The following is a 22,115-nucleotide window of genomic DNA, read 5'->3' on the forward strand; positions in this document are numbered from 1 at the left end:
AATCGGTCCTTAACGGGCTTCGCCGATGATTCCCATATTGGGAATCGAACATGCAGCGCTTGCGGCTCAAGGCAGACGGACGGATCGTGGAACTGCGGGATGGGCAGGAGTTCCCGCTCGCGCCTGCGCATCCGGAGCAAACTGCCGCCCCAGCGGCGGACCCAACGCCGCTGCCGGCGGTTCGCGACCTGCGCCGCCGTTCGCGCCTGACCCAGCTCGAATTCGCCGCACGGCTCGGGGTGCCGGTCGAGACCATCCGGAACTGGGAGCAGGGCAAACGCGCGCCGCGCGGACCGGCACGGGCGCTGCTCGCCGTCATCGCCCATTCGCCGGAAACGGTTTTCGCCGCGCTCGCCACGGAATCGGCCACCATCTAGCCACCACGGCTCAACAGGTACATCGCGCTATCTCTAATCCTATCGCGTTGAGGTGTGATGTAGTCGATCTCATCGCGCGTCAGGCCGAGGTCCATCAGCTCTCTGTCGCTCAGGTAAGCCAAGCCGGCTCGCAAGCTCTGGCGTTGGCGCCGCTCCTGAAACGCACGCCAATATCGCTTGAGCAAGCCGAGGACGTTCCGCGTCGACGTTGCCGTTGGTAATGCGATGGGCAGGTCGAGGCCGAGCCCTGCGGCATCGCGCTCGGTCCCGGATGTGATGTTCGTCTGTTGGGGTGGCATCGGATGCTCCTGCTGTTGCGCCGGCAGGGAGCATGGCCAAACAAAAGGCCCCGTCCGATGCCGGCGGGGCCTGGTGAAAAGATCGCGTCGTCGAATTTCTAGCGCACGACTCCTTCCACGGCCCAGCGAGAGCGGGTTACGTTTTTACGGTTCGCGGTGCGCACGACGTTGATCATGAAGCGTAGGTACCACGGAGATCGCGCCAAATCAAGGGATGTGCCGGTGTGGCTCGCATCCTGGAGGCGAGTGGACGTGGCCGTCGCCGCATCACCGCCGCCCGGTCTCTTCTGACGCGTTTTCTCGACGCGAACTGCACTTCGCACGAAAACGTTATGTGTTGGCACTGACCTGCCGGCGGCCCATAATGAGCGTATGAACTTTATTGAGGCCAATGGCGCAAGGATCCCGGCGATCGGGCTCGGCACCTGGGAACTGCGCGGACGAACCTGCGCGCGGCTGGTCGAGCAGGCGCTGCGGCTCGGCTATCGCCACATCGACACCGCGCAGGTCTACGAGAACGAACGTGAAGTGGGCGAGGGGCTGCGCGGCTCCGGCGTCAAGCGCGGCGAGGTGTTCGTCACCACCAAAATCTGGACCACGCATTTCGCGCCCAACGATCTCGAGCGATCGGCAAAGGAAAGTCTCGCCAGATTGCGCCTGACCGAGGTCGATTTATTGCTGCTGCACTGGCCCAACCCGCAGGTGCCGCTGTCGGAGACGCTGGGCGCGCTGGCGCGGGTCAAGCAGCTCGGGCTTGCCCGGCATATCGGCGTGTCCAATTTCACCGTGGCCCTGATCGAGGAGGCGGTGGCGGCGTGCCCGGAGCCCTTGGTCTGCGACCAGGTCGAATACCACCCCTATCTGGACCAGGCCAAGGTGATGGAAGCCTGCGCGCGCCACGGCATGGCGCTGGTGGCCTATAGCCCGGTTGCCAAGGGCCGCGTCAAGAACGACCAGGCCTTGCTGCGGATCGGCGACCGCTATCGCAAGACATCAGCGCAAGTGTGCCTGCGCTGGCTGGTGCAGCAGAACGTGGCGGCGATCCCGCGCACCTCGAAGCTGGAGCGGCTGTCGGAAAATATCGAGATCTTCGATTTCGAACTGTCGGACGCCGACATGCGCGAGATTTCCGACATGGGCAGCGCCAGCGGCCGGCTCACCGATTTCGGCTTCGCACCGAAATGGGATTGAGCCGCGGTCGCGCCGGGCGGTATGCTCAAAGCCCATCGCAAGGCCCTTGGATTGTCTTGGTACGATGAACCTGCGCCAGATCATACCTTCGGACATGACGGCTTCAGTGATTGCCCATCTGTCGCTGCTGGCGTTGCTGCTTGTGTTCTCCGACGTGCATCCGTTCGGCGCCGCCACGCCTGAATCGATCGCGGTCGATATCGTCGCGCCGCAAGACATTCCTGCCGAGATCGAGAAGGCGTCCGAACCGGCTGCGACGCCGCCGCCGCAACCTGATTTCACCGCGCTCGACAAGCCCGCGGCCGCGGCGGCGCCTGCGGTTCAACAGCCACCTCCGCCGCCGCCACAGAAGCAGGCGGCAGTGGCGGCACCGAGCCCGGCGCCGCAGCCAGCCGCGCCACCACAGGGAGTGACGCAGGCGCCGGCCTACAAGCCGCCCGAGCCCGATCTGTCGGTCAAATACAACGTCATGCTCGGTCTGCCGCCGGCCCTGCTGCCCAGCGCGCCGGCATCCGGCGACAAGGGCAAAGACAATTTCGACGCGCCCGCGACCACGTCCGCCGACATCGATTCAAGCGTCGTCGCGGCGTTCCGGCGGCACTTGCGGACCTGCTCGAAACTTCCGCCCGCGTTGAAAGGCTCCGACGACGTCAAGGTCAAGCTGCGCGTGTTCATGAGCCAGGACGGCAAGCTCGCCGCGGAGCCGCAGCTGATCGAGGCCAGCGCTTCCGCCAAGGGCCCGCTCTTGATGCGCAGCGCCATCAGCGCGCTGGAAGCCTGCCAGCCCTACGCGATGCTGCCGGCCGACCGTTACGGCGAATGGAAGGTGCTCGACCTCAGCTTTACGCCGCAGGATTTCGCGGGTTCGTGATATTCTTCGATGCGTTTTCTTGACGCGAACTAACGGGAGTAGCCGGCCCGGGATAAATGAACTGGTAGATGCGCGATCACCTAACTGGAGGCAGAGCCATGATCAAAGATATTCTTGTCAACCTGTCTTACGGTAAATCGCAAGATGGCGTTTCCAATTACGCGCTGTCGGTTGCGGAAACATTCGGCGCGCACATCATGGGGACGGCCTTCTATCCGGCAGTGGTCGGTGGCTTTGACCTGTCAGCCAACTTTATTCGAGCCCAGCAGGCTGAAGCTCGACAACGCGCAGAGTCCGTGGCCACCGTGTTTGACGAGGCGACGCGTCGCGCTGGCGTTTCAGCCGAAACACGCAGAATTGAAACTGACGTCGGCGACGGACCAACCCAGTTTGCGCAAATCGCAAGACGGTTCGATCTTTCCGTCATTGGCCAATTTGAAGGGGACCGGGATCATCGAACCACGAATGTCGTCCTTGAGGCCGCGCTGTTCGAATCCGGAAGACCGGTGCTCATCGTACCTTTTATTCAGAAGGAGCGCCTCAAACTCGATCATGTCATGGTGTGCTGGGATGGCAGCCGGGCAGCCGCCCGAGCGGTCGCCGATGCCATGCCGTTTCTTATCCGCTCCGGCAAGGCGAGTATTGTTGTTGCGGACGCTCAGAGCGCCAAGAGCGCAGACCTTCCGGGTGTGGATATCGCGACCCATCTGGCCCGTCACGGAGTAAACGCCACGATTGAGCGCATCCCCGTCCGCAAGATCAATGTTTACAATGCAATCCTGTCATATGCAGCCGATACAGGTGCCGACCTCATTGTCATGGGCGGGTACGGGCATTCCCGGCTGCGGGAGTTTATTCTTGGTGGGACGACGCGTGGTATGCTTGCCTCGATGACCAAACCGACATTGATGTCGCATTGATCGGATCTTGGAGTCTGGCGAGCGACGCGAAGCAGGCCGTAGGGCGGATTGGAGCCGAAGGCGTAATCCGCCATTCCGGCTTAGCCGTAGCGCAATCTTCTTCGCCGCAATCGCCGCTCGCAAATCGCACGCGCGACGATTGTTCGGCACCGGGTACATAGCACGGATATATTGGCACTGTAGCGGGGCGGCGGATTACGCCTTCGGCTCCAATCCGCCCTACGGGCTTGCGCGGGAGCGAAGAAACCGCGAAAATCCAGCCTTCAAAAATCGGGCCTTCAAAAGTCATGTGGGGAATCTTGGAAAAATGAAGTTTGATGACGTTATCCTTGGTCGCCGAAGTATCCGCGGTTACAAGCCCGATCCGGTACCCAGGGCGCTGATTGAGGAAATCATCGCTCTGGCGATGCGCGCGCCGTCGTCGATGAACACCCAGCCCTGGAATTTCTACATCGTCACCGGCGAACCGCTGAATCGAATCCGCGCCGGCAACACCGAGCGGATGGTGGCGGGCATACCGCAGTCGCGCGAATTCCGCACCGGTCAGGCCTTTGCCGGTCCTCACCGCGACAGGCAGGTCGGCGTAGCCAAGCAATTATTCTCCGCCATGGGGATCGCGCGCGATGACAGGGAGATGCGCCAGGACTGGGTATTGCGCGGCTTCCGTCAATTCGACGCGCCGGTGTGCGTGATCGTGACCTATGACCGCGTGCTTGATGGTAGCGACGATACGCCGTTCGATTGCGGCGCGGTGGCGACCGCCCTGGTCAATGCCGCCTGGTCGCGAGGGCTGGGCGCCGTGATCAACAGTCAGGGCATCATGCAATCACCCGTGGTGCGCGAGCACGCCGGCATAGCCGACGATCAGATCATCATGAAAAGCATCGCGCTGGGCTGGCCGGATGAAAGTTTTCCGGCCAATGCGGTCGTGTCCGAACGAAAGTCGGTCGAGGAAGCCACGGTGTTCGTCGGTTTCGAGAGTTAGGCGCGCAGCTCAATCCGCCTTGCGGGCGTTTACCGGCTTGATCTCGGAAAGAACCGTGCTGAGACCATCGACGATGGGCTCCGCATCGGCCGCCGTGGCCAGTACCTGCAGTTCCGGGAAGTAGAGTTGAAAGCTGCGACGTGTGCGGCCGGCATCGTTGGTGTTTTCGCTCTCGCCACGGATCACCTGGAGAACACAGGATCCAACCGCCACTGTTCCTTCTGATTTGAATTTGTAGGAGATCGTACTGGTTTTCTCTTGCGTAATATTCTCGCCGTCCGTCGATACCGTGTGCATCTTGTAGGTTACGTCAGATCGACGATCAAAATGTTTGGGGAGTCCATCAGGCGCATACTTCCATGTGTGATGCGAGTATTTGCCGGCGTAAGGTGTCGTCCAGTCCGCCGATGCGATGGTCCCATCGACATAAACTGCCTTCGTCACGAAAACGGGTGGGTTTGGGCGGGTGGATGGCTGTGTCTGCTGCGTCCAGACAACCTTGCCGCCCGATGCGTCTCGATGGACCTGAACGACTGTCCTCGTCCCGTCCTGACCATGATAGGCCAACTCAACGGGAACCGTGGAGTTCTTGATCTCGTCGCAGTCGACGGCGGGCGCTGGTTGCGCGGACGCAGTACTGGCAAACAGCAAAAGGAAGAGCGAAAGAAGACGCATGGATTGTCCAGTATGCGGTTGGCCATCCCAACCCAATATTATCCGTTAGCGTCTGTCGCTCATGACAGCTTGAAAGTTCAATTGCTGCTCCGTAGGGCGGATTGGAGCCGAAGGCGTAATCCGCCATTCCGATTACAACGGGAGCCTATGTTGCGTTTGCCTGCAACTGCTGTCGAGACATTGTCGTGCCGAGGACGCAAACGATTGTCAGCATTCGCCGTAACGGCGGATTACGCCTTGGGCTCAATCCGCCTACGCGCTGCTAGCGCACAACCGGGCTGCGAATCGGTATAGTTTGGGTACCAGCTGAAGGAGCAAAAATGGCTAGGTGGATGAGGCTTACACATGCTGACGGTGCCGACATTTTTGTCAACATAGAGCTCGCAATGTGGGTCCGCGGCAACAACGCAGGCGGCTCAACGATCGCATTTGCGGGCGGGGAAGACGATGTCGTTCGTGTGAAGGAGTACCCAAACAAGATCTTGGACGGATCAGCCGTCTACGCGGCCAACTCGGCGACCAGCTCTACTTCTTCTTCATAACCGCAGCTGCAAGCAGTGTTACCAGAGCAGTGGTTGGAGGCCAGATGATCGAATATGTGACTGCGCTATATCTTACGGCCGCCGTCTGCGCGACGAAACCCGGCTGTTACGTCATCCCGCCTGGGGACGGTTATTCGTCATTGACACCAACCCAACGCCCGAACTGGTCCGTGAGGAACAACGGGCCGGTGGCGTCAGGTGCGATGTTGGCTTTCCCCAACGTCGCTCGGTACCAGCTGTTGATGGGACCTAACGTCAAGCCGTGCGGTCTGCCGAAAGGTCGGATCGAACCAAAACCGATGAGCTGACTAACCTTTTCCCTTTAGTGCTCCGTAGGGCGGATTGAGCCGAGGGCGTAATTCGCCATTTCGGGTCTATCACCGCGCTATCGTTCCGCATTCTCTGCTCGCCGATCGCGCACGCGCCGTCATAATTCGACGTAGGGCGTTGGATATCACAGACCACGTTTGCGATGCCGCCAAGGCGGCGGATTACGCCTTCGGCTCAATCCGCCCTACGAGCTGTTTGATGCAATACTTTCGGGGCATTAGTCGGCAATGAACGGGCGCTTTCTTAATGTACCATCGTTTGGGATAGGATTATGCGATTGAAACTAACTCGCGGTGACGGGTGACCGCTGTGCCAATTGTCGAAATCCCCATTGAAATTGCGACTTCTCCGAAGCGTTATCCTCCGGTTGGTCATTGCATCTATTGCGGGGTCTATTCCAAAAAGCTGTCCAAGGAACACATCATTCCATTTGGCTTGGCTCAAGACTCCTTGATACTCCCGAAATCTAGTTGCGAGGCGTGCGCCACCATTACAAGCAAGCAAGAGGCGACGATCCTACGTTCAATGTGGTGGACCCTCCGGACTAGATTAGGAGCTCCAAGCCGTAGCAGCGCGCCCGAGAATTTCAATCTTCACAAGGGCATCGTAGACGAATTTAACCTGCCGTGGATAACGAAGGCGCGGCACACCGAAACGGTGAAGGTTGAAAACGAGCAGTTTCCATTTGTCGTCGTCATGCCGAAATTCCCGCAGCCGCCCTCTGTGTTTGTTGGTCGAGAGCCAAATGATGATGACAAAGTCGAAGCCTGGATTCGATACAGCGAGGAAGAAGCCAAAAAACATCTTTCTGGCGACAAGTCTGCAATCGGATTGGCGCCGGTCGAGCCAGCTACCTTTGCCCGATTCTTGTCGAAAATAGCCCATTCTTATGCGGTTGCCGAGCTGGGGCATGGGGCATTTCAGCCGCTACTCGCGAAATTCATTCGGAACCGTCCACTATTGATTTGCAAGTGGTTGGGTGGTCAGGCGATCGACCCGCCCGCAACGGAATCGCTTCACGATATCCAATGGGAAATTCAGACGATCGACGCCACACACTATGTCGTTGTCAATATTCGCTTGTTCAGTTTCTTTGGCAGTCCGCTGTATTGTGTTGTTGTAGGCTCTTTCAATACGCCTCTAAGCTCCCTTCCGTATTTGAAGCAGCCGCTATACTCAATCGAGGTGAAGCGCCGTTTACCATTCGAGGCGCCTTGATACCCTCCGGCATTCGCTAGGGGTGAGCTTGCAGCGAGCCCGAAGGCGTAATCCGCATCTTGAGTCAACTGCAGGCACGCAAGTACAATCTCGCGACCCGCATGCGACAAAACAACCCGACGGGCAAATCAGTTCCGATTTACAGAAATCGTGTCAAGTAGAAAATTTCTGTAAATCAAAACATTTCTGTTGTCGTCCGACCCAAATCAGTGCGCATCTATCGCCATCCCGTCCCACTCAGAGGGCGTTGGCCATCGTCACAACGAGGGGCGGGTTGCGGTGGACGCTGATGTTGCGATTGACGGTCGTGACTGAGGCGTACGGTGAAAGCGTGTGGTCCTGGCGCCCGTAACGGCGTCAAGTCTTGCGGAGCGATCTGCGAGGCGACGGTGGCAATAGAGGCCGTCTCACCGGGGAGAGCGCGTTATAAGCCGTAAAGCCATTGCGCAGGGAATGTCGGATGTTCTCCGCTGCCCTGTATGCTCATGTGCAGCTTTTTTAGCACAATCGCACATGAGACCGCGGGTGCAGCGCGCATCCGGCATTCCCTGCGCCCTCTGAATTTCTGAGGGCAAGGAAATTTCTGTCAAAGCTCGGGCGCAACAAGCCGCGAGAACGCGAAGGCGCGTTTGGATGATGGTGTAACAACAACACCGCTGTCGTCCCGGCCTTGAGCTCAGATGCGCAATTGCGCATCGGGGGACCCATAACCACAGGGAAAGGTTTTGCGAACGGTATCTACTACCGAGCTTTCACCGGGAGATCACGCGGTATGGGTCCCGGCTCAAGGCCGGGACGACGAGTGGAGAGAGCCGAAAGCCGAGGCGTACTGGATTCTCGCATGCGCGGAATTCAACGAATGACGGAAAGAGAGTTCCGGTTACTCTCAGCTCCCCATCGCCTTCCACGCATTGGACGCGAACTGCCGCCGCCAGGTCACGATCACGACCATGGCTGTCGTGACGAACAACACCCATGGACTAACGAACCAGCCGAGATAGCCGAGCGCAAAGAAGAACGAACGCTGGCCGCGATTGAAATGCTGGCCGGCGGATTCGAACAATCGGGTGGTGCGGATGACATGGGCTTCCGCTTCCGGCGTGCCTTTTTCCGAGGCCGGCGGCATCGCGCCGAGCAGGATGGCGACATAGTTGAACAGGCGATAGGCCCAGGAAAATTTGAAGAAGGCGTAGATGAAGATCAGGATCAGCCCGACGCATTTGATTTCCCACAGAGCGGGCGAGGGGCTGAGATCGATCGGCAGCGCGCCCAGCACCGCCAGCGCATCATTGGTGGCGCGCAGCAGCGCCAGCCCGCCGCCGATCGCGATCAGGCTGCTGGAGGCAAAGAACGCCGTGCCGTTCTGCAACGAAGCCATGATCTGCATGTCGACCATGCGGGTTTCGCGATCGAGCAGGTTTCGTATCCAGACCTCGCGATAGACATGCATGCGGGCGGACAGGCTGTCCCGGCCGTAGGCGGTACGTTCGAGGGTGAAGGCATAGACGGTCCACTCCACCACGAAGAACGTGATGGCCGCGATGTCCACCCAGTAACCAGCCATGCTGCATTTCCCGTGATCGCTCGGTCACACGAGATGTACAGGTTGAACGGTTGCCGTGCACTATGTCATGATGGCGTCCCCAACAGGATTTCCCGCAAATGTTGAAGCTCGTCATCGGCAACAAGAACTATTCGTCATGGTCGCTGCGGCCGTGGCTGGCGCTGCGCGCCAACAATATTCCGTTCGAGGAGGTCGTGATTCCCCTGTACACGAACAACCCGGCCGACAAGCAACGCATCCTGAGCTTCAGCGATGCGGGAAAAGTGCCGGCGCTGGTCGATGGCGACGTCACGGTGTGGGATTCGCTGTCGATCATCGAATATCTCGCCGAAAAATTCCCGCAAGCGAAGCTGTGGCCGGAAGACCGCGCCGCCCGCGCCCATGCGCGTTCGATCTCGGCGGAGATGCATTCGGGCTTCATGGCGCTGCGCAACGAATGCGGCATGAACCTGCATCGCCCGATCCGTGCGGTGGCGCTGTCGGATGACGCGAAGGCCAATGTTGCGCGAGTCCAGGCGATCTGGGCCGAGTGCCATCAGCGCTACGGCAAAGCGGGGCCGTTCCTGTTCGGCGCCTTCTGTGGCGCGGATGCGATGTTCGCACCTGTCGTGCATCGTTTCCGCACCTACGCGATTCCGGTCGCCGGTGAGGCGCGGCACTACGTCGATGCGATGGAGGCGCTGCCGGCGTTCCAGGAGTGGACCCGCGACGGGCTGGCCGAAACCATGCTGATCGACCGGTTCGAGACGATCTGAGGCGGGCGGCGTCAGCCGTCCGGTTCCAACAGTCCTGACCGTACCCGCCTTGCTGCGGCGGGTCGGGGGAGGGGAGATTGCGGCCGGAATAGCGGCTATGCAAATTCACCCAAACGGGCATTTAACGCACTGAAATATCTGTAAAATATCCGTTCTCGGGAGGCCTCGATGTTACTGGATTTTTGGGCCCGTGGTGTGCTAGGTTGACGCAGGGTTCTCAAGTCGGCCGATCGCTAGCGGGACAACTAAGCGCCGCCGACAATCTTGCGTATGGAGAGGGCGTTGAAGCACAAGTTCACCGTTGGAGAGACTGTCTATTTCACTGCCAGCAACGTTGCCCGACCGGCCGCCAGCGGCACCTATGAGGTGATCCGGCTGCTTCCGACCGACGGCGACGACTGCCAGTATCGCATCAAAAGCTCGACCGAAGCTTTCGAACGGGTAGCCAAGGAAAGCCAGCTCGCGGTCTCCTGAGCCGCACTTGCGGTCTCCTGAGCCGTTTACGGTCTCCTGAGCAGCTTGCGGTCTCCTGAAGCTGTGCGCAAACCTGCGGTTGACGCGGTTCCATATCGCCCGCCGTCAAAAGGCCCCGTTCGCAGGACCATTCTGTCGGAAGCGAGTGCGGGCAAACACGCATTCGCTGATCGCGTTATGCTGCGTGAGGGACACCGCGCATGAGCTGGGACTGGGCTTCTTCGCTGGATCAGATCTGGCGCACACCGACCTTTCCGATGTGGCTGACGCTGGCCGCGGCGGGATTTTTGGGAATCATCGTTTTGATCACGCTGCTGCGCGCGGAGAAATCCGTGGCCAATGGCGTGCTGACGGTCATGACGCTGCTCGCGATCGTCGTCGCTGTCGCCGCGACCATCCGCAGCTTCGGGCCGGATGGCGCCGTCTCCTCCGCTGCGACCCCGGTGGCTTCGGTCAGTGCAGCGTTGCCGCAGCTCTCTTGTATCGACGATCTCGCCGGCGATGCCGTCCTCAATGCCTGCGAGAAGACGCTGTTCGGGTCCGCCGACTCGGTTGCTGCCGCGGTCACCTATGCGGCGTCCCAGATCACCCGCCTGACCGGGTTCGGCGATGCTGCCACAGCCGACAAAGCGACGAGTTCCGACCTGCAGGCACTGCGCCGCGCCGTCGAGCGCGACCGCTACGGGCTGATGGCCTATGTTCTGATGGCACGCGACCATTGCACGCCGGCTGCATGCGCGGCGTTCGCCGCGCTGGCCGACAAGCGCCAGGTCGTCGCCAATATGGACGAGCGCCTCTACGAGAACCTGATCACGCGCTATGCACCGTCGTGGAACGCGCCGCCCCTGGCTGCGACATCCCCGGGGCTGCTCGCGGGGCTGCCGCCGTCGATGCCCACCGGCAAACCCACCAATGCCGAGTTCCCGAGCGCGGCCAATACCCCGCCCATCAGCATCATGAACCCGGAGCCGCCCGCCGCTCGTGCCGCGCCGGCGCCAGCTGCTGCCAATCAACCGGCTTCACCGCGCCCGGCCCCGGCCGCAGCAGCACCAACGACCGCCGCACCAGCCACACCAACCACAACCGCGTCGCCAGCGCTGGCGGCAGCTAAAAAACAGCCGCCGGCGCCGAAACGCACACCGGCCGCGCCGGTCCAGCTGTCGCCGGCACCGGGGGCACCGGGAGCACCGACGGTGTCATCCACAGCTGCTGCGCCCGCCAACGAATGATCGTTTTCAAAAGGCGCGGGGCCCGCTAAACCCGGATCCATGCCGCTTCATCTCATCAAGCTCGCCGTTGGTTGCGAGTCGGTCAAAGAACTCAAGGGCTGGGTTGCCGAACGGATGGCAACCGCCAGGAAAAAGGGTTTGCCGCTCCGCCATATCCACGTCACCCGGATGATGCCGAAACGCGACGAGGAACTGCTTGCCGGCGGTTCGCTCTACTGGGTGATCAAGGGAGAGATCGCAGCGCGCGAAAAGCTGATCGCGATCGAGCCGTTCCGCGACAAGGACGGTATCGGACGGTGCCGCCTGGTGATGCAGCCCAAGGTCATATCAGTCTCGCCGCGGCCGATGCGCCCGTTCCAGGGCTGGCGCTATCTGACCGAGGACGGCGCGCCGGCCGATCTCGGCAAGTCCGCCGCGGTCGTGGCGTCGATGCCGGAGCCGATGCGGCGGGAACTGCGCGACCTCGGGCTGCTGTAGCGACGTTCAGACCGCGATATTGTCGATCAGCCGCGTGGTTCCGCTCTTGGCGGCGACCAGCATCCGCATCGGCCCCTGCTTGAGCGAGGCGATCGGCGCCAGCGTTTCGGCGTGGCGCACCTCGAAATAGTCCAGCGCAAAACCCGCGTTCTCGATCAGCTCGGCGCCGGCCTGCATGACGGCGTCGACAGGCTCGCCGGCGCGAAGGCGCGCCGCGCTTTGCTTCATCGCGCGATAGAGCTCGGGCGCCGCCTGGCGCTGTTCGGGCGCGAGGTAGACGTTGCGCGAGGACATCGCCAGCCCGTCGCGTTCCCGAACCGTGCGCGACCCGATCACCTTGACGCCGAGATCGAGATCGCGCGCCATCTGCGTCACCACCCGCAATTGCTGAAAGTCCTTTTCGCCGAAGATCGCGACATCCGGCCGGCACTGGGTGAACAGCTTGCCGACCACGGTGGCGACGCCGCCGAAGAAGTGCGGGCGGAAGCGATCTTCCAGCCCGGCAGTGGCCGGACCTTCGGGCACGATCCGGGTGGCGAAGCCTTCCGGATACATCGCCTTGACGTCCGGATTCCAGATCAGGTCGACCTTCTCGGCCGCGAGCCTGGCGACATCGGACTTCCAGGTCCGCGGGTAAGAGCCGAAATCCTCCGTTGGCGCGAACTGGGTCGGATTAACGAAGATCGAGACGACGACTTTCTGTGCGCGGCGTTTGGCGAGCCGAACCAGCGACACATGGCCGTCATGGAGCGCTCCCATGGTTGGCACCAGCGCGACCGTGGCCTTTCTGGCGCGAAGGCCATCAAGCGCGCGGCGCAATGCGGGGACGGTACGGACGACCATGGGGCTTCGCGGCATCTGGGCTCGATCTCTTGCACGATGTTTGGGATGAGGGGGCGGTTAGCCGCGGCCTCTTGGCGGGCGATGCGACCTTATAAGGCCGAGGCATTGCCGCCAAGGTGATCAACCCGTGCAACTCGTCACGGCAGTCCGACGTAGCTGCATGGGTCATGTATCGCCAGAGGGCCGGCGCGTGGAAACGTGCGCTCGATCACAGATGAACGCGACAAGCGGATTCATGATTAAGGCACGCAGACAGTGATTCAAAAGTGTTATCACGCATTTTGCTTGACCACAGCCGCGCGTGATTTGAAGATATCAAACGGGGGTTGGGGTTGAGTCATGTTGGTTCAGGCTAGTCAGGGTCAGTCCGGTTCGGCGCACGTCGTCGTGCTCGGCAACGAGAAGGGCGGTTCGGGGAAATCCACCACCGCGCTGCATATCGCTGTCGCCTTGATGAAAGCCGGTCAGCGGGTCGCCACCATCGACCTCGATTGCCGCCAGCAAAGCTTCACTCGGTACGTCGGCAACCGTACCGCGTGGGCCCGCCGCACCGGCCTCGATCTCGAAGTTCCCGTCCACTTTTGCATCAAGCTCGGCGAGACGATGCAGATCGCCGACAATGAAAATTCCGAGTTCCAGCAGTTCATGGAAGCGGTGAGTACGGTCGAGCGCGCCTTCGACTTCATCGTCATCGATACGCCGGGTTCGGATTCCTATCTGATGCGCCTGGCCCATTCGATGGCCGATACGCTGGTGACGCCGATCAACGACAGCTTCCTCGATTTCGACGTGCTCGGCACCGTCGACCCCGCCACCTATTCGGTGACCGGCGAAAGCCACTATGCCGAGATGGTGCGCGACACCAGGCGCAAGCGCCGCCAGCTCGACGGCGCTTCGACCGACTGGATCGTGGTGCGCAACCGGCTGTCGATGATCGGCTCGCGCAACAAGCAGCTCGTCGCCGACAGTCTGAAGGATCTGTCGTTGCGGCTGGGCTTCCGTTCGATCGACGGCCTTGCCGAGCGGGTGGTTTACCGCGAATTCTTCCCGCGCGGGCTGACTGCGCTCGACGACATCGATGAGGCCACCCTCGGCACGCGGCCGAGCATGGGCCATGTGACGGCGCGCGAGGAGGTGACGAGCCTGCTCCGCCAGTTGAAGCTGCCGCTCGACGAGCGGGGCCGGCGGCGGGCCGCCAACCGCGCCGAATGGTTCAGCCAGGTCGACAAGCCGCTCGAAGTCCACGACATCCTCGGCGCCTGACCCAGGCGCTCGATCCTCGGCGCCTGATCGCCGCGGCCTCAGCGCGATCTCGGTGGCTCGATCACCGTCATCCGGAACGGGCCGCTGTTGCCTGCCGCATGCGCGACCGCGGCGTTGGCGTCGTCGAGTGCAAACGCCGTGACCTCGAGTTGATCCAGGCTGACCAGGCCCGCGCCAATAAGCCCGGCCATCAACAGGGCCGCGTGCGGCGGGTACATCCATTGGCCTCGAAGTGTGATGCAGTTCCGCATCATCCATGAATAGGGCAGTTCGAGACCGGCGCCATCCAGCATGCCGAGGCCGCCCATCGGCACCACGCGTCCGTAAGGCCGAACCGCGCGGCCGCGGATGAAATCTTTGCGTTCAGCCGCCTGCCGGAAGGCGACCGCAACATTCTCCTCACGGTGCTGACCAACCGCGCGACACGAAAGTTATTCGGCGCTTCATGGGAAGAAGAGGCCCGGCGCATCGTGGCGCAATTCCGCGCCACGCATGATTGTGGGCCGGCGATCCCGCGTTCCAGGAACTGCTTGCACGGCTGCGGCAGGGCTGTCCCGAATTTTCGGGCTGGTGGGAGGCCCATGATATTGGCGGCGCCGCAGCCGGCCAGAAATCCCTGAGCCATCCGAGGAAGGGGCGGCTGAAGCTGGAATACGCGAGCTTCCAGGCCAATGACGATCCGGCGCTGAAGCTGATCATTATACCGGCGGCTGAAACCAGTGGTTTTCCGGGATCTCCGGGGGCAGACGCGGCGTGCGAAATAAAGGAACCAACTGCCTACAATACCGTTTTCATTAGACTTTTATCGATCGATCGAACCGAAGCTTGGTTGGGACCGTCATATACAGGCAATAGGAGATGATCGCCGGGTAGTGACAGCTGCACAATGGATGGGTGCATCGCACAACGATCAGGCGGTCAATTCACAACATTTGGACTTTATGTCACGCCGCTGTGACATATATCATCAAGAACGAGGCCGAAGAGTCTCGAAACCACATAGCCCCTGCCGGGGGCGCCGAGGACGCCGATGAAACGTGGAATTGCCGTTCTGCTTTCACTTACCGTACTGGTTGCGGTCGCGTACTTTACCGCGAGCAAGTGGGCGATCCGTCACGAGACCATCGCATTCCATGATCCGGCGCGGGACAATCGTCTGGTTGCGGTGAATATCGCCGTTCGGCGCGACAAGGAAATGCAGGCCAATGCCGGCATGATCAGGCTGCCGGTTGCGGTCATCAACCACGGCAACACCGTCAAGCATACCGAGTACTCGTTCCTCTCCAACGCCTTTGCGGCGCGCGGCTATCTTGCGGTCAGCCCCCAGCACGATCTGCCGACCGATCCGCCGATGGTGACCAAGGTCGGCGAACTCTATGTCGGCCGCCTGCCGCAAATTCAGCGCGGCGTCGCCAACATCCATTTTGCCATCGACGAAATGAAGAAGGTCCAGCCCAACGCCGACTACGCCAGGGTGACCATGGTGGGGCATTCGATGGGCGGCGATATCTCGATGTATTTCGCCAAACAGTATCCCGACGAAATCAAGAAGGTGGTCACGCTGGACAATCTGCGCGTGCCGTTCCTGACCGACGGCAAGTTCAAGATCCTGTCGTTCCGTTCGAAGGATACGCAGTTCAAGCCGGACCCGGGCGTGGTGCCGGATGACGACCAGTGCGAGCAGGCCGGTATTACGGTTGTGAACACCGGCTACCAGCACAACGATATGCGCGATACCGGGCCCGATGCGGCAAAGTCATCGATCCAGACGATGCTCGACAAGTTCATCGCTGACAACAGCGACAGCAGCACACTGAAGCCGGTACCGACCAAGGTGCCGGATCCGCTCGTGAGCAATCCGGGACCGGTGCCGCTGGCCAGCAACCCACCGACCATCAAGTCGGCGACCAACTAACGGCGCAGCTGTTAAGCTTCCGCTGCCTGATCCCGGCGGATCACGACCGGGTGCATTGACGCCCCGTATGGACAGTCCCACATAGAGCTTGCTGTAATTGCGAGCGCTCATGGCCGGCGAACCCACCAAACCGAAATCTTCCGCCGACATCTTCTCGGCGCAGAAACCCCAATCGCGCAGCGCTCCGTTGCCGGAAGCGCGGCCCTCGGCGGCCGAAGACATCGCTGCCTTTGTCGCCAAGGCTCGCGCCATGTCCCCGCACCGGACCGGCGCGAAGGGCAGGCTGGTGTTCGCGCTCGACGCCACCATGAGCCGGCAACCGACCTGGGACATGGCCTGCGCGCTGCAGGCCGACATGTTTCGCGAAGCGGCTTCGCTCGGCAGCCTCGACATTCGCCTGGTCTACTACCGCGGCCTCAATGAATGCCGCGCGACGGGATGGATCTCCGACTCGGCGCAACTCGCTAAATTGATGACCAAGATCGATTGCCAGGGCGGCAATACCCAGATCGGCAAGGTGCTCTCGGAAGCCCGCCGCGAAGCGGTCGCTTCCGCCGTGCGCGCCGTGGTGTTCGTCGGCGACGCCATGGAGGAGTCGGTCGACGACCTCTGCGCCAAGGCCGGTGAACTCGGCCTGCTCAAGGTGCCCGTGTTCATGTTCCAGGAAGGCCACGACGTTACGGCCGAGCACGCGTTCCGTGAGATCGCGCGCCTCACCGGCGGGGCATGGTGCAGGTTCGATCCCGGCGCCGCAGCCCAATTGCGCGAGCTGTTGCGAGCTGCCGCGGCCTATGCCGCCGGCGGACGCGAAGCGCTGCTGCGGCTGTCGAAGACCGGAAGCGGCGCGGCCAAGCTGATCGGCCAGATGAAATGATCGCCAGCTTGGCTCTTCCGGTGCGGATCGCCATGCTTTTTGCCGCCGGGGCGACTATATTGGGCCCATGCCAACCCTGATTGCCGGTGTCGTCGCCGTTGTCCTGCTTTATTTGCTGCTGCAGATGTTTCGCGCAGCCAATCCGGTCGTGCTTGCGCGGCTGCTCAAGATCGGCGGCGGAATCATCGCGCTGGCGGTCGCGGCCTTCACCGGGCTCAGGGGCGAACTGGCGGTGGCGATCCCGCTCGGCATCTTCGGAGCGGGACTGCTCGGCTGGTCGCCGTTCGGCCCGTCCGGCTTCAGCAATATCGGCGGGATCTTCGGCGGCGGCGCGCAGCGCTCGCCTGGACAGACCTCGCGCGTGCGATCGCAGTTTCTCGATATGAGCCTCGATCACGACAGCGGCGTCCTGTCGGGCCAGATCGTCGACGGGCCCTATGCCGGCCGCTCGCTCGACGAGTTCGACCTGGTGCAGCTGACGACGATCATGTCCGGCTTCGACGCCGAGAGCGTAGCCTTACTTGAAAGCTATCTGGACCGCCGGTTTCCCGCCTGGCGTCAGAACGCGCAGGGCGACGCGGCAGGGGGGCAGCGCCGCGCGCCGCCGAGCGGTAAAATGACGGACGAGGAGGCCTATCAGATCCTTGGCCTGCAGCCGGGGGCGGGGCGGGACGACATCAGCCGGGCGCATCGCGCCCTGATGAAGAAACTGCATCCCGACCAGGGGGGCTCGACGTACCTCGCCGCCCGTGTAAACGAGGCCAAGGATACTCTGCTTCGCGCGCATCTCAGCTAACTCCGGCAAACGCTACCAAACGCTACAAACCGAGAGCTGCCGCTGCCCTATTCTCTGGTTGATGCCCCGTGTCGCCCGCCGTTTTCCGGCGTGGTCGATCCTTCATTCCGGAAAACTTAACCGTAAATTCTTGACGAGAAGTTTGCGCAGGTTCGATTTGCCGCCGGCGACCGAACGGCGTCTGCAACTGTGCTCTGGAAACAACAAAGCCGGCGCTTGCGGCGCCGGCTTTGCAAACAAGAGAGAGAAGGTCAGTTACGAACGGTGATGCAGGAGATGTCGGCGCGCTTCAGCGTCTTGCAGACCGCCTCGGCCTGATCGCGCTCGAGGCCGGCGAAGCGGGCGCGGAACAGCTTGCGATTATCCTTGGCAACGACCGGCTCGGTGAATGAGTCAGCCTTGCCGAGCAGGCCACGGGCCTGATTGCGAGCCTGATCGAGGCGGGCGCGGGCTTCGCTTTCGCTTTCCAGTGCGCCGACCTGGATGATCCAGCCGGTATGGGTAACGGCGGCCGCGGGCTTGATGGCGCCGTTCTGCTGGAGCGTCTGTGGCTGGGCATAGGCGAGTGCCTGCGGGGCGGCGGCCGGCACGCTGGAGGCGGGCAGCACGCCGAGTACGCCATGCCCGGTACCGTGATTGGCGGGCTGCGGCGGCAGTTCGGCACGGGCCATTTCGGGCCTGATCACTTCAGGCTTGACGGCTTCAGATCGAGGCTCGGCCCGCGCTACGACGGCGCTGGAGGTCTCCGCCACTTCCGGGCGGGAGGGCGCAATCGTGCTGGTGATCGGCGGGGCAACAGGCTGGGACGGGCCGGCGGAAGCCAGCTTCATCACGCCGGCCTTGACCTGAACCGTCTTGACCTTGACCGGCTTCATTGGTTCGGCCGAGCCGGGGATCGCCGATATCGCCTGGGTTTGAATCACGCCGCTGGTCAGCGGAGCCGGTTCGGGCTTGGCCTGCGCTACGAACTTGGACTGTTCGGGTTTCGGTTGCGGCGCCGGCAGGGCGGCCGCGGCTGCGGCCATCAACGAGGGCCTGGCCGGGGCGACGCTGCGCGTCGGCTGCATCGCGGCCATGCTGGGCTCGGAGGCTGCGACGGCGTTGTTGGCCTGCACCGCCTCGGTCGGGCGCGGCGTGCTGGCGACTTCGGCCACCTCGACGCTGGCCTCGGCGGAATTACGTTCGGTAACGGCGGCGGCGGTGCGGATGGTGGCACTCTTGTCGAGGTTTTCCGCGAGCAGGGTGCGCATGGTGGCGTCGCGCGATCCGCCGCTGCGGCCGCCAAGCACCACGCCGATCAGATGGCGGTTGCCGCGCCGCATCGAGCTCACGAGATTGAAGCCCGACGCGCGGGTGTAGCCGGTCTTGATGCCATCGACGCCTTCGACATTGCCGAGCAGCCGATTGTGGTTACGGATCGCCTGGCCGCGATAATAGAATACGTTGGTCGCGAAGTAGCGATAGTAGCGCGGAAAGCGTTCCTGGATCGCGCGGCCCAGCGTTGCCTGGTCGCGCGCGGTCGTGAGCTGTTCCTCGTTGGGCAGGCCGTTGGCGTTGCGATAGACCGTCTTGGTCATGCCGAGCGCGCGCGCCTTGCGCGTCATCAGCTTGGCGAATTCATCTTCATCGCCGGCAATGGCTTCCGCGATCACGACCGAGGCGTCGTTGGCGGAGCGCGTCACCAGTCCCTTGATGGCGTCTTCGACCTTGATGGTCTGGCCGGGCTTCAGGCCGAGTTTGGTCGGCGCCTGTCGGGAAGCATACGCGGACACTTCCAGTTCGGAATCCAGCTTCAGCTTGCCGCGCTCGAGCTGCTCGAACAGCAGGTAGAGCGTCATGATCTTGGTCAGCGAGGCCGGACGACGGAGGGCGTCAGGATTGTTGGAGGAGAGCGTGGCGCCGGAATTGCCGTCGACGATGATGGAAGCGAATTGCGGGCTATAGCTCGCCACGGCGGCGTGGTGCCGGGCATGGTGGCGTTGGCGGTAGCGGCGGGCTTCTGCGCTGTCGCTGGTGTAGATGATTGCAGTGGTGAGTGTGACCAGCCCGAGAACGCAAACTCGCAACGTGCGCGAGGAAGCTAAGGTTGTACGAAGCATTTACTTCCCCGTCCCAATTTCTGTCTTGATCACCGGTTCGTGAGGCGAAATTGTGCCCTTCGGCCCGGTGACGCTGCCTGTTCGAAGCGGTTAGCCTGGTTGCAATTTGGCCCCGGCTGGCCGATCAGGTCGCTGTTCTAGCTAAGGTATTGTTCACAAACAGCATTCAGGCTGTCTGTCGGAAGGCGAACACGTCCGGGAATCAGGTTAGGCGGCGCGAGTTTCCAAAAGGTTAAGTAACCGTTGCGTAACACTCCGGGGTTTGGCGCTAATCGTCGGCATTTGTGCGTCGCACAAGATTCCTTGACAGCCATTGTGCGGTGCACTATAAGGGAGGGGTGGTCAGGGAGCCGGGACCTCCCGGCGAATTACATTCAGTCTGGGAAAGGACTCCAAGATGGTCAAGGTTGAAGACATTCAGAGCTACGGAAAAGAGCATCTCGAAACGGTCGCCGCGTCCGCGAGCAACCTGCAGAGCGGTGTTCAGGCGATTGCGACCGCTTATGGCGACTACGCCAAGAAGTCGTTCGAAGATACCAAGTCGTTTGTTGAAAAGCTGTCCGGCGTGAAGTCGGTGGACAAGGCGATCGAAGCCCAGACCGAATTCGCCCGCTCGTCCTACGAGACCTTTGTCGCCGAGTCGCAGAAGATTGCCGGCCTCTATACCGATCTGGCCAAGCAGACCTTCAAGCCTTACGAAGGCCTGGTCGCGAAGTTCGCTCCCGCCACGCACTAAACTCTTTGTTTGACGCGTTTCCTTTACGCGAACCGGTATCCACTTCGCTCGAAAACGCTTTAAGCGCTGCGCGATACCTTCCAAAACAAAAAAGCCCGGCCGTTGCGGCCGGGCTTTTTTCGTTTGCTTTGTTCGTGCCGGTTGCGACGCGATTATTTCGCGACGCGCAGCTTGGAGAGCGACGTGCCGATCGCGCTAAAGGCCGTCGCGATCTGGCTCGAGGACGTCACGGTAGAGAACTTGTCCGAGCCGCTGGCGCAATACTGCAGGACTGTGGAGGTCGGATCGCCGTTGGTGTTGACGTGCATCGTGTAGATGACGATGCCGTCGGCCTTGATGTTGTCGCACTGGATGCGCTGGCGGGCGTCGATGGCGCCGTTGTATTGGACTTGGCCGTTGCCGTATGACGGCCAGCGATCCTGCGTGTTCAGACCGTCGGACATCACGATCAGCACCTTTTTATAGGTGTAATTGGCATCTTCGGGCGGTGCGTTGAGCGGCGCGCCCTGGGTCAGAGACTGCCATCCCCAGGCGATGCCGATCGGCTGGTTGGTGCCGCCGTTCGGGGTCAGCGAGTCGACCTTGGATTTGGCGGAGGCGAAGTCGGTCGTCAGAGGCAGCAACTGCGCCGGGCATGCGTTGTACTGCTCGGCATAGAACTTGGTTGCGGGATCGGAAGTCGGCGTCGTGTTCTTGGTATCGTAGTCCTGATCGCGGTCGGTCACACAGCCGTTCCAGGTATCGTGGTTCTTCGCCGTCCAGGTCCTGCCGGCCGATTCACAGGAGCTTTTTGTAGGGTAGTTCCCGGAGTTCTTGCCGCTGCACTTGCCGTTCGCAGCCTCCCACTCGCTCCACTCGATCCACGACTGTTCGTAGTTGCTGGCGCCGACGTTGACGTCCTTGGCGAAGGGAATGATCGAGATGTAGATGTCGCCCGTGTTCTTGGCGAGGGCGCCGATCTGGTCGATCAGGGCCTTTGCAGCCGGCTTCATCGCGGTCATTTTGCCGTCATCGTTCATCGATCCGGTGACGTCGAGCGCAAGCGCGACGCGCATGCGGACGTTGCCCCAGAGCGAGGTTGAACTGGTGTCGAAGCCGATTTGCGGAAAGCCGGCGACCTTCATGAACTCCGTCGGCACGTTGCCGGAGCCATTGATCTTGATGGTCGAGCCCTTGCCGGTGTTGGCGGTATATTCCGCCGTGACCGTCACCTCCCTGGCTTCGGTGTTGGTGTAGAGCGCCTTGAAATAGTCCTGCGCCTTGGTGTTGATATCCGAGGCCTTGATGGTTCCGTCCGACAGGTCTTTCGCCACCATCAGGGCGGTGGAATCGAGGGCAGCCTGCATCGACGACCGGGCGCTGTTGGCACGGGTATAGTCGATCGCGGCGCCGACGAAGCTCAGGATCGGGACGGCGGCGATGGCAAACAGAACCGCGATGTTGCCCTGATCGGCCTTGGCAAAACGCCCGGCGGCCGTACGCACCCGACTGAAAATGGCTGTATTGAGCATGGCTCTCACCGAAATAGTGGTTTCAAGCGGTATTTCGGCCCGGGCGGCTAAACAGGCGGTAAATTGGTTCCCGCAAAAACGGGTCAAAGCCCATGTATCGGGAAACCGGTGGCCAGAACTGCCGCCTATGCTCAAGGACCGCTAAACGGGCAGGGGCCTTCCTTTGTCAAA

The 22,115-nt window shown here is 61.6% G+C and carries 22 protein-coding genes and 1 pseudogene; 16 read left to right on the forward strand and 7 right to left on the reverse strand.

The window, feature by feature from the left end; translation table 11 throughout:
• The first annotated feature begins 50 nt into the window (after positions 1 to 50).
• Positions 51 to 377, forward strand: a complete 327-nt coding sequence (locus tag JQ609_RS05215; protein WP_212272246.1) for a DNA-binding transcriptional regulator — start codon at positions 51 to 53, stop codon at positions 375 to 377.
• On the opposite strand, the gene JQ609_RS05220 is transcribed toward JQ609_RS05215, so the two are convergent.
• Complete coding sequence (locus JQ609_RS05220; protein ID WP_212272247.1) at positions 374 to 676, reverse strand: DUF1127 domain-containing protein; 303 nt, start codon at positions 674 to 676, stop codon at positions 374 to 376. The two genes, JQ609_RS05215 and JQ609_RS05220, sit on opposite strands and share 4 nt — an antisense overlap.
• A gap of 372 nt (positions 677 to 1,048) precedes the next feature.
• Here JQ609_RS05220 and JQ609_RS05225 point away from each other — a divergent pair, with 372 nt between their 5' ends.
• The 4 genes from JQ609_RS05225 to JQ609_RS05240 all read left to right on the forward strand — a co-directional run bounded on the left by JQ609_RS05225 (position 1,049) and on the right by JQ609_RS05240 (position 4,643).
• A complete protein-coding gene (locus JQ609_RS05225; RefSeq protein ID WP_212272248.1) occupies positions 1,049 to 1,867 on the forward strand; it encodes an aldo/keto reductase in 819 nt (272 codons plus the stop codon).
• A 64-nt stretch (positions 1,868 to 1,931) separates the two neighbouring features.
• Positions 1,932 to 2,738 carry a hypothetical protein gene (locus JQ609_RS05230; protein ID WP_212272249.1) on the forward strand — a complete coding sequence of 269 codons (807 nt, stop codon included), beginning with the start codon at positions 1,932 to 1,934 and terminating at the stop codon, positions 2,736 to 2,738.
• 98 nt (positions 2,739 to 2,836) lie between these two features.
• On the forward strand, positions 2,837 to 3,658 hold the full coding sequence (locus tag JQ609_RS05235) for a universal stress protein (RefSeq protein ID WP_212272250.1): 822 nt from the start codon (positions 2,837 to 2,839) through the stop codon (positions 3,656 to 3,658).
• Between the two features lie 307 nt (positions 3,659 to 3,965).
• A complete protein-coding gene (locus tag JQ609_RS05240) occupies positions 3,966 to 4,643 on the forward strand; it encodes a nitroreductase (RefSeq protein ID WP_212272313.1) in 678 nt (225 codons plus the stop codon).
• Between the two features lie 9 nt (positions 4,644 to 4,652).
• On the opposite strand, the gene JQ609_RS05245 is transcribed toward JQ609_RS05240, so the two are convergent.
• The gene (locus JQ609_RS05245) at positions 4,653 to 5,318 is read right to left on the reverse strand and encodes a hypothetical protein (RefSeq protein WP_212272251.1); all 666 of its coding nucleotides are present in this window, start codon (positions 5,316 to 5,318) and stop codon (positions 4,653 to 4,655) included.
• A 1,181-nt stretch (positions 5,319 to 6,499) separates the two neighbouring features.
• Here JQ609_RS05245 and JQ609_RS05250 point away from each other — a divergent pair.
• Complete coding sequence (locus tag JQ609_RS05250) at positions 6,500 to 7,408, forward strand: hypothetical protein (protein WP_212272252.1); 909 nt, start codon at positions 6,500 to 6,502, stop codon at positions 7,406 to 7,408.
• A gap of 886 nt (positions 7,409 to 8,294) precedes the next feature.
• On the opposite strand, the gene JQ609_RS05255 is transcribed toward JQ609_RS05250, so the two are convergent.
• The gene (locus tag JQ609_RS05255; RefSeq protein WP_212272253.1) at positions 8,295 to 8,972 is read right to left on the reverse strand and encodes a DUF599 domain-containing protein; all 678 of its coding nucleotides are present in this window, start codon (positions 8,970 to 8,972) and stop codon (positions 8,295 to 8,297) included.
• A 98-nt stretch (positions 8,973 to 9,070) separates the two neighbouring features.
• Here JQ609_RS05255 and JQ609_RS05260 point away from each other — a divergent pair, with 98 nt between their 5' ends.
• The 4 genes from JQ609_RS05260 (at position 9,071) to JQ609_RS05275 (ending at position 11,907) form a co-directional block, all read left to right on the forward strand.
• Positions 9,071 to 9,727: a glutathione S-transferase family protein gene (locus JQ609_RS05260; RefSeq protein WP_212272254.1), complete on the forward strand. Its 657-nt coding sequence runs from the start codon at positions 9,071 to 9,073 to the stop codon at positions 9,725 to 9,727.
• A gap of 270 nt (positions 9,728 to 9,997) precedes the next feature.
• A complete protein-coding gene (locus JQ609_RS05265) occupies positions 9,998 to 10,201 on the forward strand; it encodes a hypothetical protein (protein ID WP_192733742.1) in 204 nt (67 codons plus the stop codon).
• A gap of 200 nt (positions 10,202 to 10,401) precedes the next feature.
• Complete coding sequence (locus tag JQ609_RS05270; RefSeq protein WP_212272255.1) at positions 10,402 to 11,430, forward strand: hypothetical protein; 1,029 nt, start codon at positions 10,402 to 10,404, stop codon at positions 11,428 to 11,430.
• A 39-nt stretch (positions 11,431 to 11,469) separates the two neighbouring features.
• Positions 11,470 to 11,907 carry a DUF1489 family protein gene (locus JQ609_RS05275; protein ID WP_212272256.1) on the forward strand — a complete coding sequence of 146 codons (438 nt, stop codon included), beginning with the start codon at positions 11,470 to 11,472 and terminating at the stop codon, positions 11,905 to 11,907.
• A 6-nt stretch (positions 11,908 to 11,913) separates the two neighbouring features.
• Here the strand turns inward: JQ609_RS05275 and panC are convergent, their stop codons facing one another.
• A complete protein-coding gene (gene panC, locus JQ609_RS05280; RefSeq protein ID WP_212272257.1) occupies positions 11,914 to 12,765 on the reverse strand; it encodes a pantoate--beta-alanine ligase in 852 nt (283 codons plus the stop codon).
• Positions 12,766 to 13,089: 324 nt separating this feature from the next.
• Between panC and JQ609_RS05285 the strand changes: the two genes are divergently transcribed.
• Complete coding sequence (locus JQ609_RS05285; protein WP_212272258.1) at positions 13,090 to 14,013, forward strand: division plane positioning ATPase MipZ; 924 nt, start codon at positions 13,090 to 13,092, stop codon at positions 14,011 to 14,013.
• Between the two features lie 38 nt (positions 14,014 to 14,051).
• Here the strand turns inward: JQ609_RS05285 and JQ609_RS05290 are convergent, their stop codons facing one another.
• Positions 14,052 to 14,321 carry a hypothetical protein gene (locus JQ609_RS05290; protein WP_212212427.1) on the reverse strand — a complete coding sequence of 90 codons (270 nt, stop codon included), beginning with the start codon at positions 14,319 to 14,321 and terminating at the stop codon, positions 14,052 to 14,054.
• On the opposite strand from JQ609_RS05290, the pseudogene JQ609_RS34895 reads away from it, so the two are divergent.
• The 4 genes and pseudogenes from JQ609_RS34895 to JQ609_RS05310 all read left to right on the forward strand — a co-directional run.
• Positions 14,298 to 14,728: pseudogene (locus JQ609_RS34895) on the forward strand (hypothetical protein); the annotation flags it as partial. The gene JQ609_RS05290 and the pseudogene JQ609_RS34895 sit on opposite strands and share 24 nt — an antisense overlap.
• A gap of 315 nt (positions 14,729 to 15,043) precedes the next feature.
• Positions 15,044 to 15,928 carry an alpha/beta fold hydrolase gene (locus JQ609_RS05300; protein ID WP_212212425.1) on the forward strand — a complete coding sequence of 295 codons (885 nt, stop codon included), beginning with the start codon at positions 15,044 to 15,046 and terminating at the stop codon, positions 15,926 to 15,928.
• Between the two features lie 109 nt (positions 15,929 to 16,037).
• Positions 16,038 to 16,802, forward strand: a complete 765-nt coding sequence (locus JQ609_RS05305; protein ID WP_212212423.1) for a VWA domain-containing protein — start codon at positions 16,038 to 16,040, stop codon at positions 16,800 to 16,802.
• Between the two features lie 67 nt (positions 16,803 to 16,869).
• Positions 16,870 to 17,598, forward strand: a complete 729-nt coding sequence (locus tag JQ609_RS05310) for a DnaJ domain-containing protein (protein WP_212212420.1) — start codon at positions 16,870 to 16,872, stop codon at positions 17,596 to 17,598.
• Positions 17,599 to 17,849: 251 nt separating this feature from the next.
• Here JQ609_RS05310 and JQ609_RS05315 read toward each other — a convergent pair whose 3' ends face one another.
• Positions 17,850 to 19,697 carry a D-alanyl-D-alanine carboxypeptidase gene (locus JQ609_RS05315; RefSeq protein WP_212272259.1) on the reverse strand — a complete coding sequence of 616 codons (1,848 nt, stop codon included), beginning with the start codon at positions 19,695 to 19,697 and terminating at the stop codon, positions 17,850 to 17,852.
• 397 nt (positions 19,698 to 20,094) lie between these two features.
• Here JQ609_RS05315 and JQ609_RS05320 point away from each other — a divergent pair, with 397 nt between their 5' ends.
• Positions 20,095 to 20,433: a phasin family protein gene (locus JQ609_RS05320; RefSeq protein ID WP_212212413.1), complete on the forward strand. Its 339-nt coding sequence runs from the start codon at positions 20,095 to 20,097 to the stop codon at positions 20,431 to 20,433.
• Between the two features lie 152 nt (positions 20,434 to 20,585).
• Here the strand turns inward: JQ609_RS05320 and JQ609_RS05325 are convergent, their stop codons facing one another.
• On the reverse strand, positions 20,586 to 21,944 hold the full coding sequence (locus JQ609_RS05325; protein ID WP_212212410.1) for a pilus assembly protein: 1,359 nt from the start codon (positions 21,942 to 21,944) through the stop codon (positions 20,586 to 20,588).
• Positions 21,945 to 22,115: the final 171 nt, after the last annotated feature.

It is taken from the genome of Bradyrhizobium sp. AUGA SZCCT0169 (assembly GCF_018130085.1).
GTDB lineage: Bacteria > Pseudomonadota > Alphaproteobacteria > Rhizobiales > Xanthobacteraceae > Bradyrhizobium.

Excerpts from the sequence above, each read along its gene's own strand:
- JQ609_RS05215 (WP_212272246.1), top strand. The coding sequence starts at position 51 with ATGCAGCGCTTGCGGCTCAAGGCAGACGGACGGATCGTGGAACTGCGG.
- JQ609_RS05220 (WP_212272247.1), bottom strand. The coding sequence starts at position 676 with ATGCCACCCCAACAGACGAACATCACATCCGGGACCGAGCGCGATGCC.
- JQ609_RS05225 (WP_212272248.1), top strand. The coding sequence starts at position 1,049 with ATGAACTTTATTGAGGCCAATGGCGCAAGGATCCCGGCGATCGGGCTC.
- JQ609_RS05230 (WP_212272249.1), top strand. The coding sequence starts at position 1,932 with ATGAACCTGCGCCAGATCATACCTTCGGACATGACGGCTTCAGTGATT.
- JQ609_RS05235 (WP_212272250.1), top strand. The coding sequence starts at position 2,837 with ATGATCAAAGATATTCTTGTCAACCTGTCTTACGGTAAATCGCAAGAT.
- JQ609_RS05240 (WP_212272313.1), top strand. The coding sequence starts at position 3,966 with ATGAAGTTTGATGACGTTATCCTTGGTCGCCGAAGTATCCGCGGTTAC.
- JQ609_RS05245 (WP_212272251.1), bottom strand. The coding sequence starts at position 5,318 with ATGCGTCTTCTTTCGCTCTTCCTTTTGCTGTTTGCCAGTACTGCGTCC.
- JQ609_RS05255 (WP_212272253.1), bottom strand. The coding sequence starts at position 8,972 with ATGGCTGGTTACTGGGTGGACATCGCGGCCATCACGTTCTTCGTGGTG.
- JQ609_RS05260 (WP_212272254.1), top strand. The coding sequence starts at position 9,071 with ATGTTGAAGCTCGTCATCGGCAACAAGAACTATTCGTCATGGTCGCTG.
- JQ609_RS05265 (WP_192733742.1), top strand. The coding sequence starts at position 9,998 with ATGGAGAGGGCGTTGAAGCACAAGTTCACCGTTGGAGAGACTGTCTAT.
- JQ609_RS05270 (WP_212272255.1), top strand. The coding sequence starts at position 10,402 with ATGAGCTGGGACTGGGCTTCTTCGCTGGATCAGATCTGGCGCACACCG.
- JQ609_RS05275 (WP_212272256.1), top strand. The coding sequence starts at position 11,470 with ATGCCGCTTCATCTCATCAAGCTCGCCGTTGGTTGCGAGTCGGTCAAA.
- panC (WP_212272257.1), bottom strand. The coding sequence starts at position 12,765 with ATGCCGCGAAGCCCCATGGTCGTCCGTACCGTCCCCGCATTGCGCCGC.
- JQ609_RS05285 (WP_212272258.1), top strand. The coding sequence starts at position 13,090 with ATGTTGGTTCAGGCTAGTCAGGGTCAGTCCGGTTCGGCGCACGTCGTC.
- JQ609_RS05290 (WP_212212427.1), bottom strand. The coding sequence starts at position 14,321 with ATGGGCGGCCTCGGCATGCTGGATGGCGCCGGTCTCGAACTGCCCTAT.
- JQ609_RS05300 (WP_212212425.1), top strand. The coding sequence starts at position 15,044 with ATGAAACGTGGAATTGCCGTTCTGCTTTCACTTACCGTACTGGTTGCG.
- JQ609_RS05305 (WP_212212423.1), top strand. The coding sequence starts at position 16,038 with ATGGCCGGCGAACCCACCAAACCGAAATCTTCCGCCGACATCTTCTCG.
- JQ609_RS05310 (WP_212212420.1), top strand. The coding sequence starts at position 16,870 with ATGCCAACCCTGATTGCCGGTGTCGTCGCCGTTGTCCTGCTTTATTTG.
- JQ609_RS05315 (WP_212272259.1), bottom strand. The coding sequence starts at position 19,697 with ATGCTTCGTACAACCTTAGCTTCCTCGCGCACGTTGCGAGTTTGCGTT.
- JQ609_RS05320 (WP_212212413.1), top strand. The coding sequence starts at position 20,095 with ATGGTCAAGGTTGAAGACATTCAGAGCTACGGAAAAGAGCATCTCGAA.
- JQ609_RS05325 (WP_212212410.1), bottom strand. The coding sequence starts at position 21,944 with ATGCTCAATACAGCCATTTTCAGTCGGGTGCGTACGGCCGCCGGGCGT.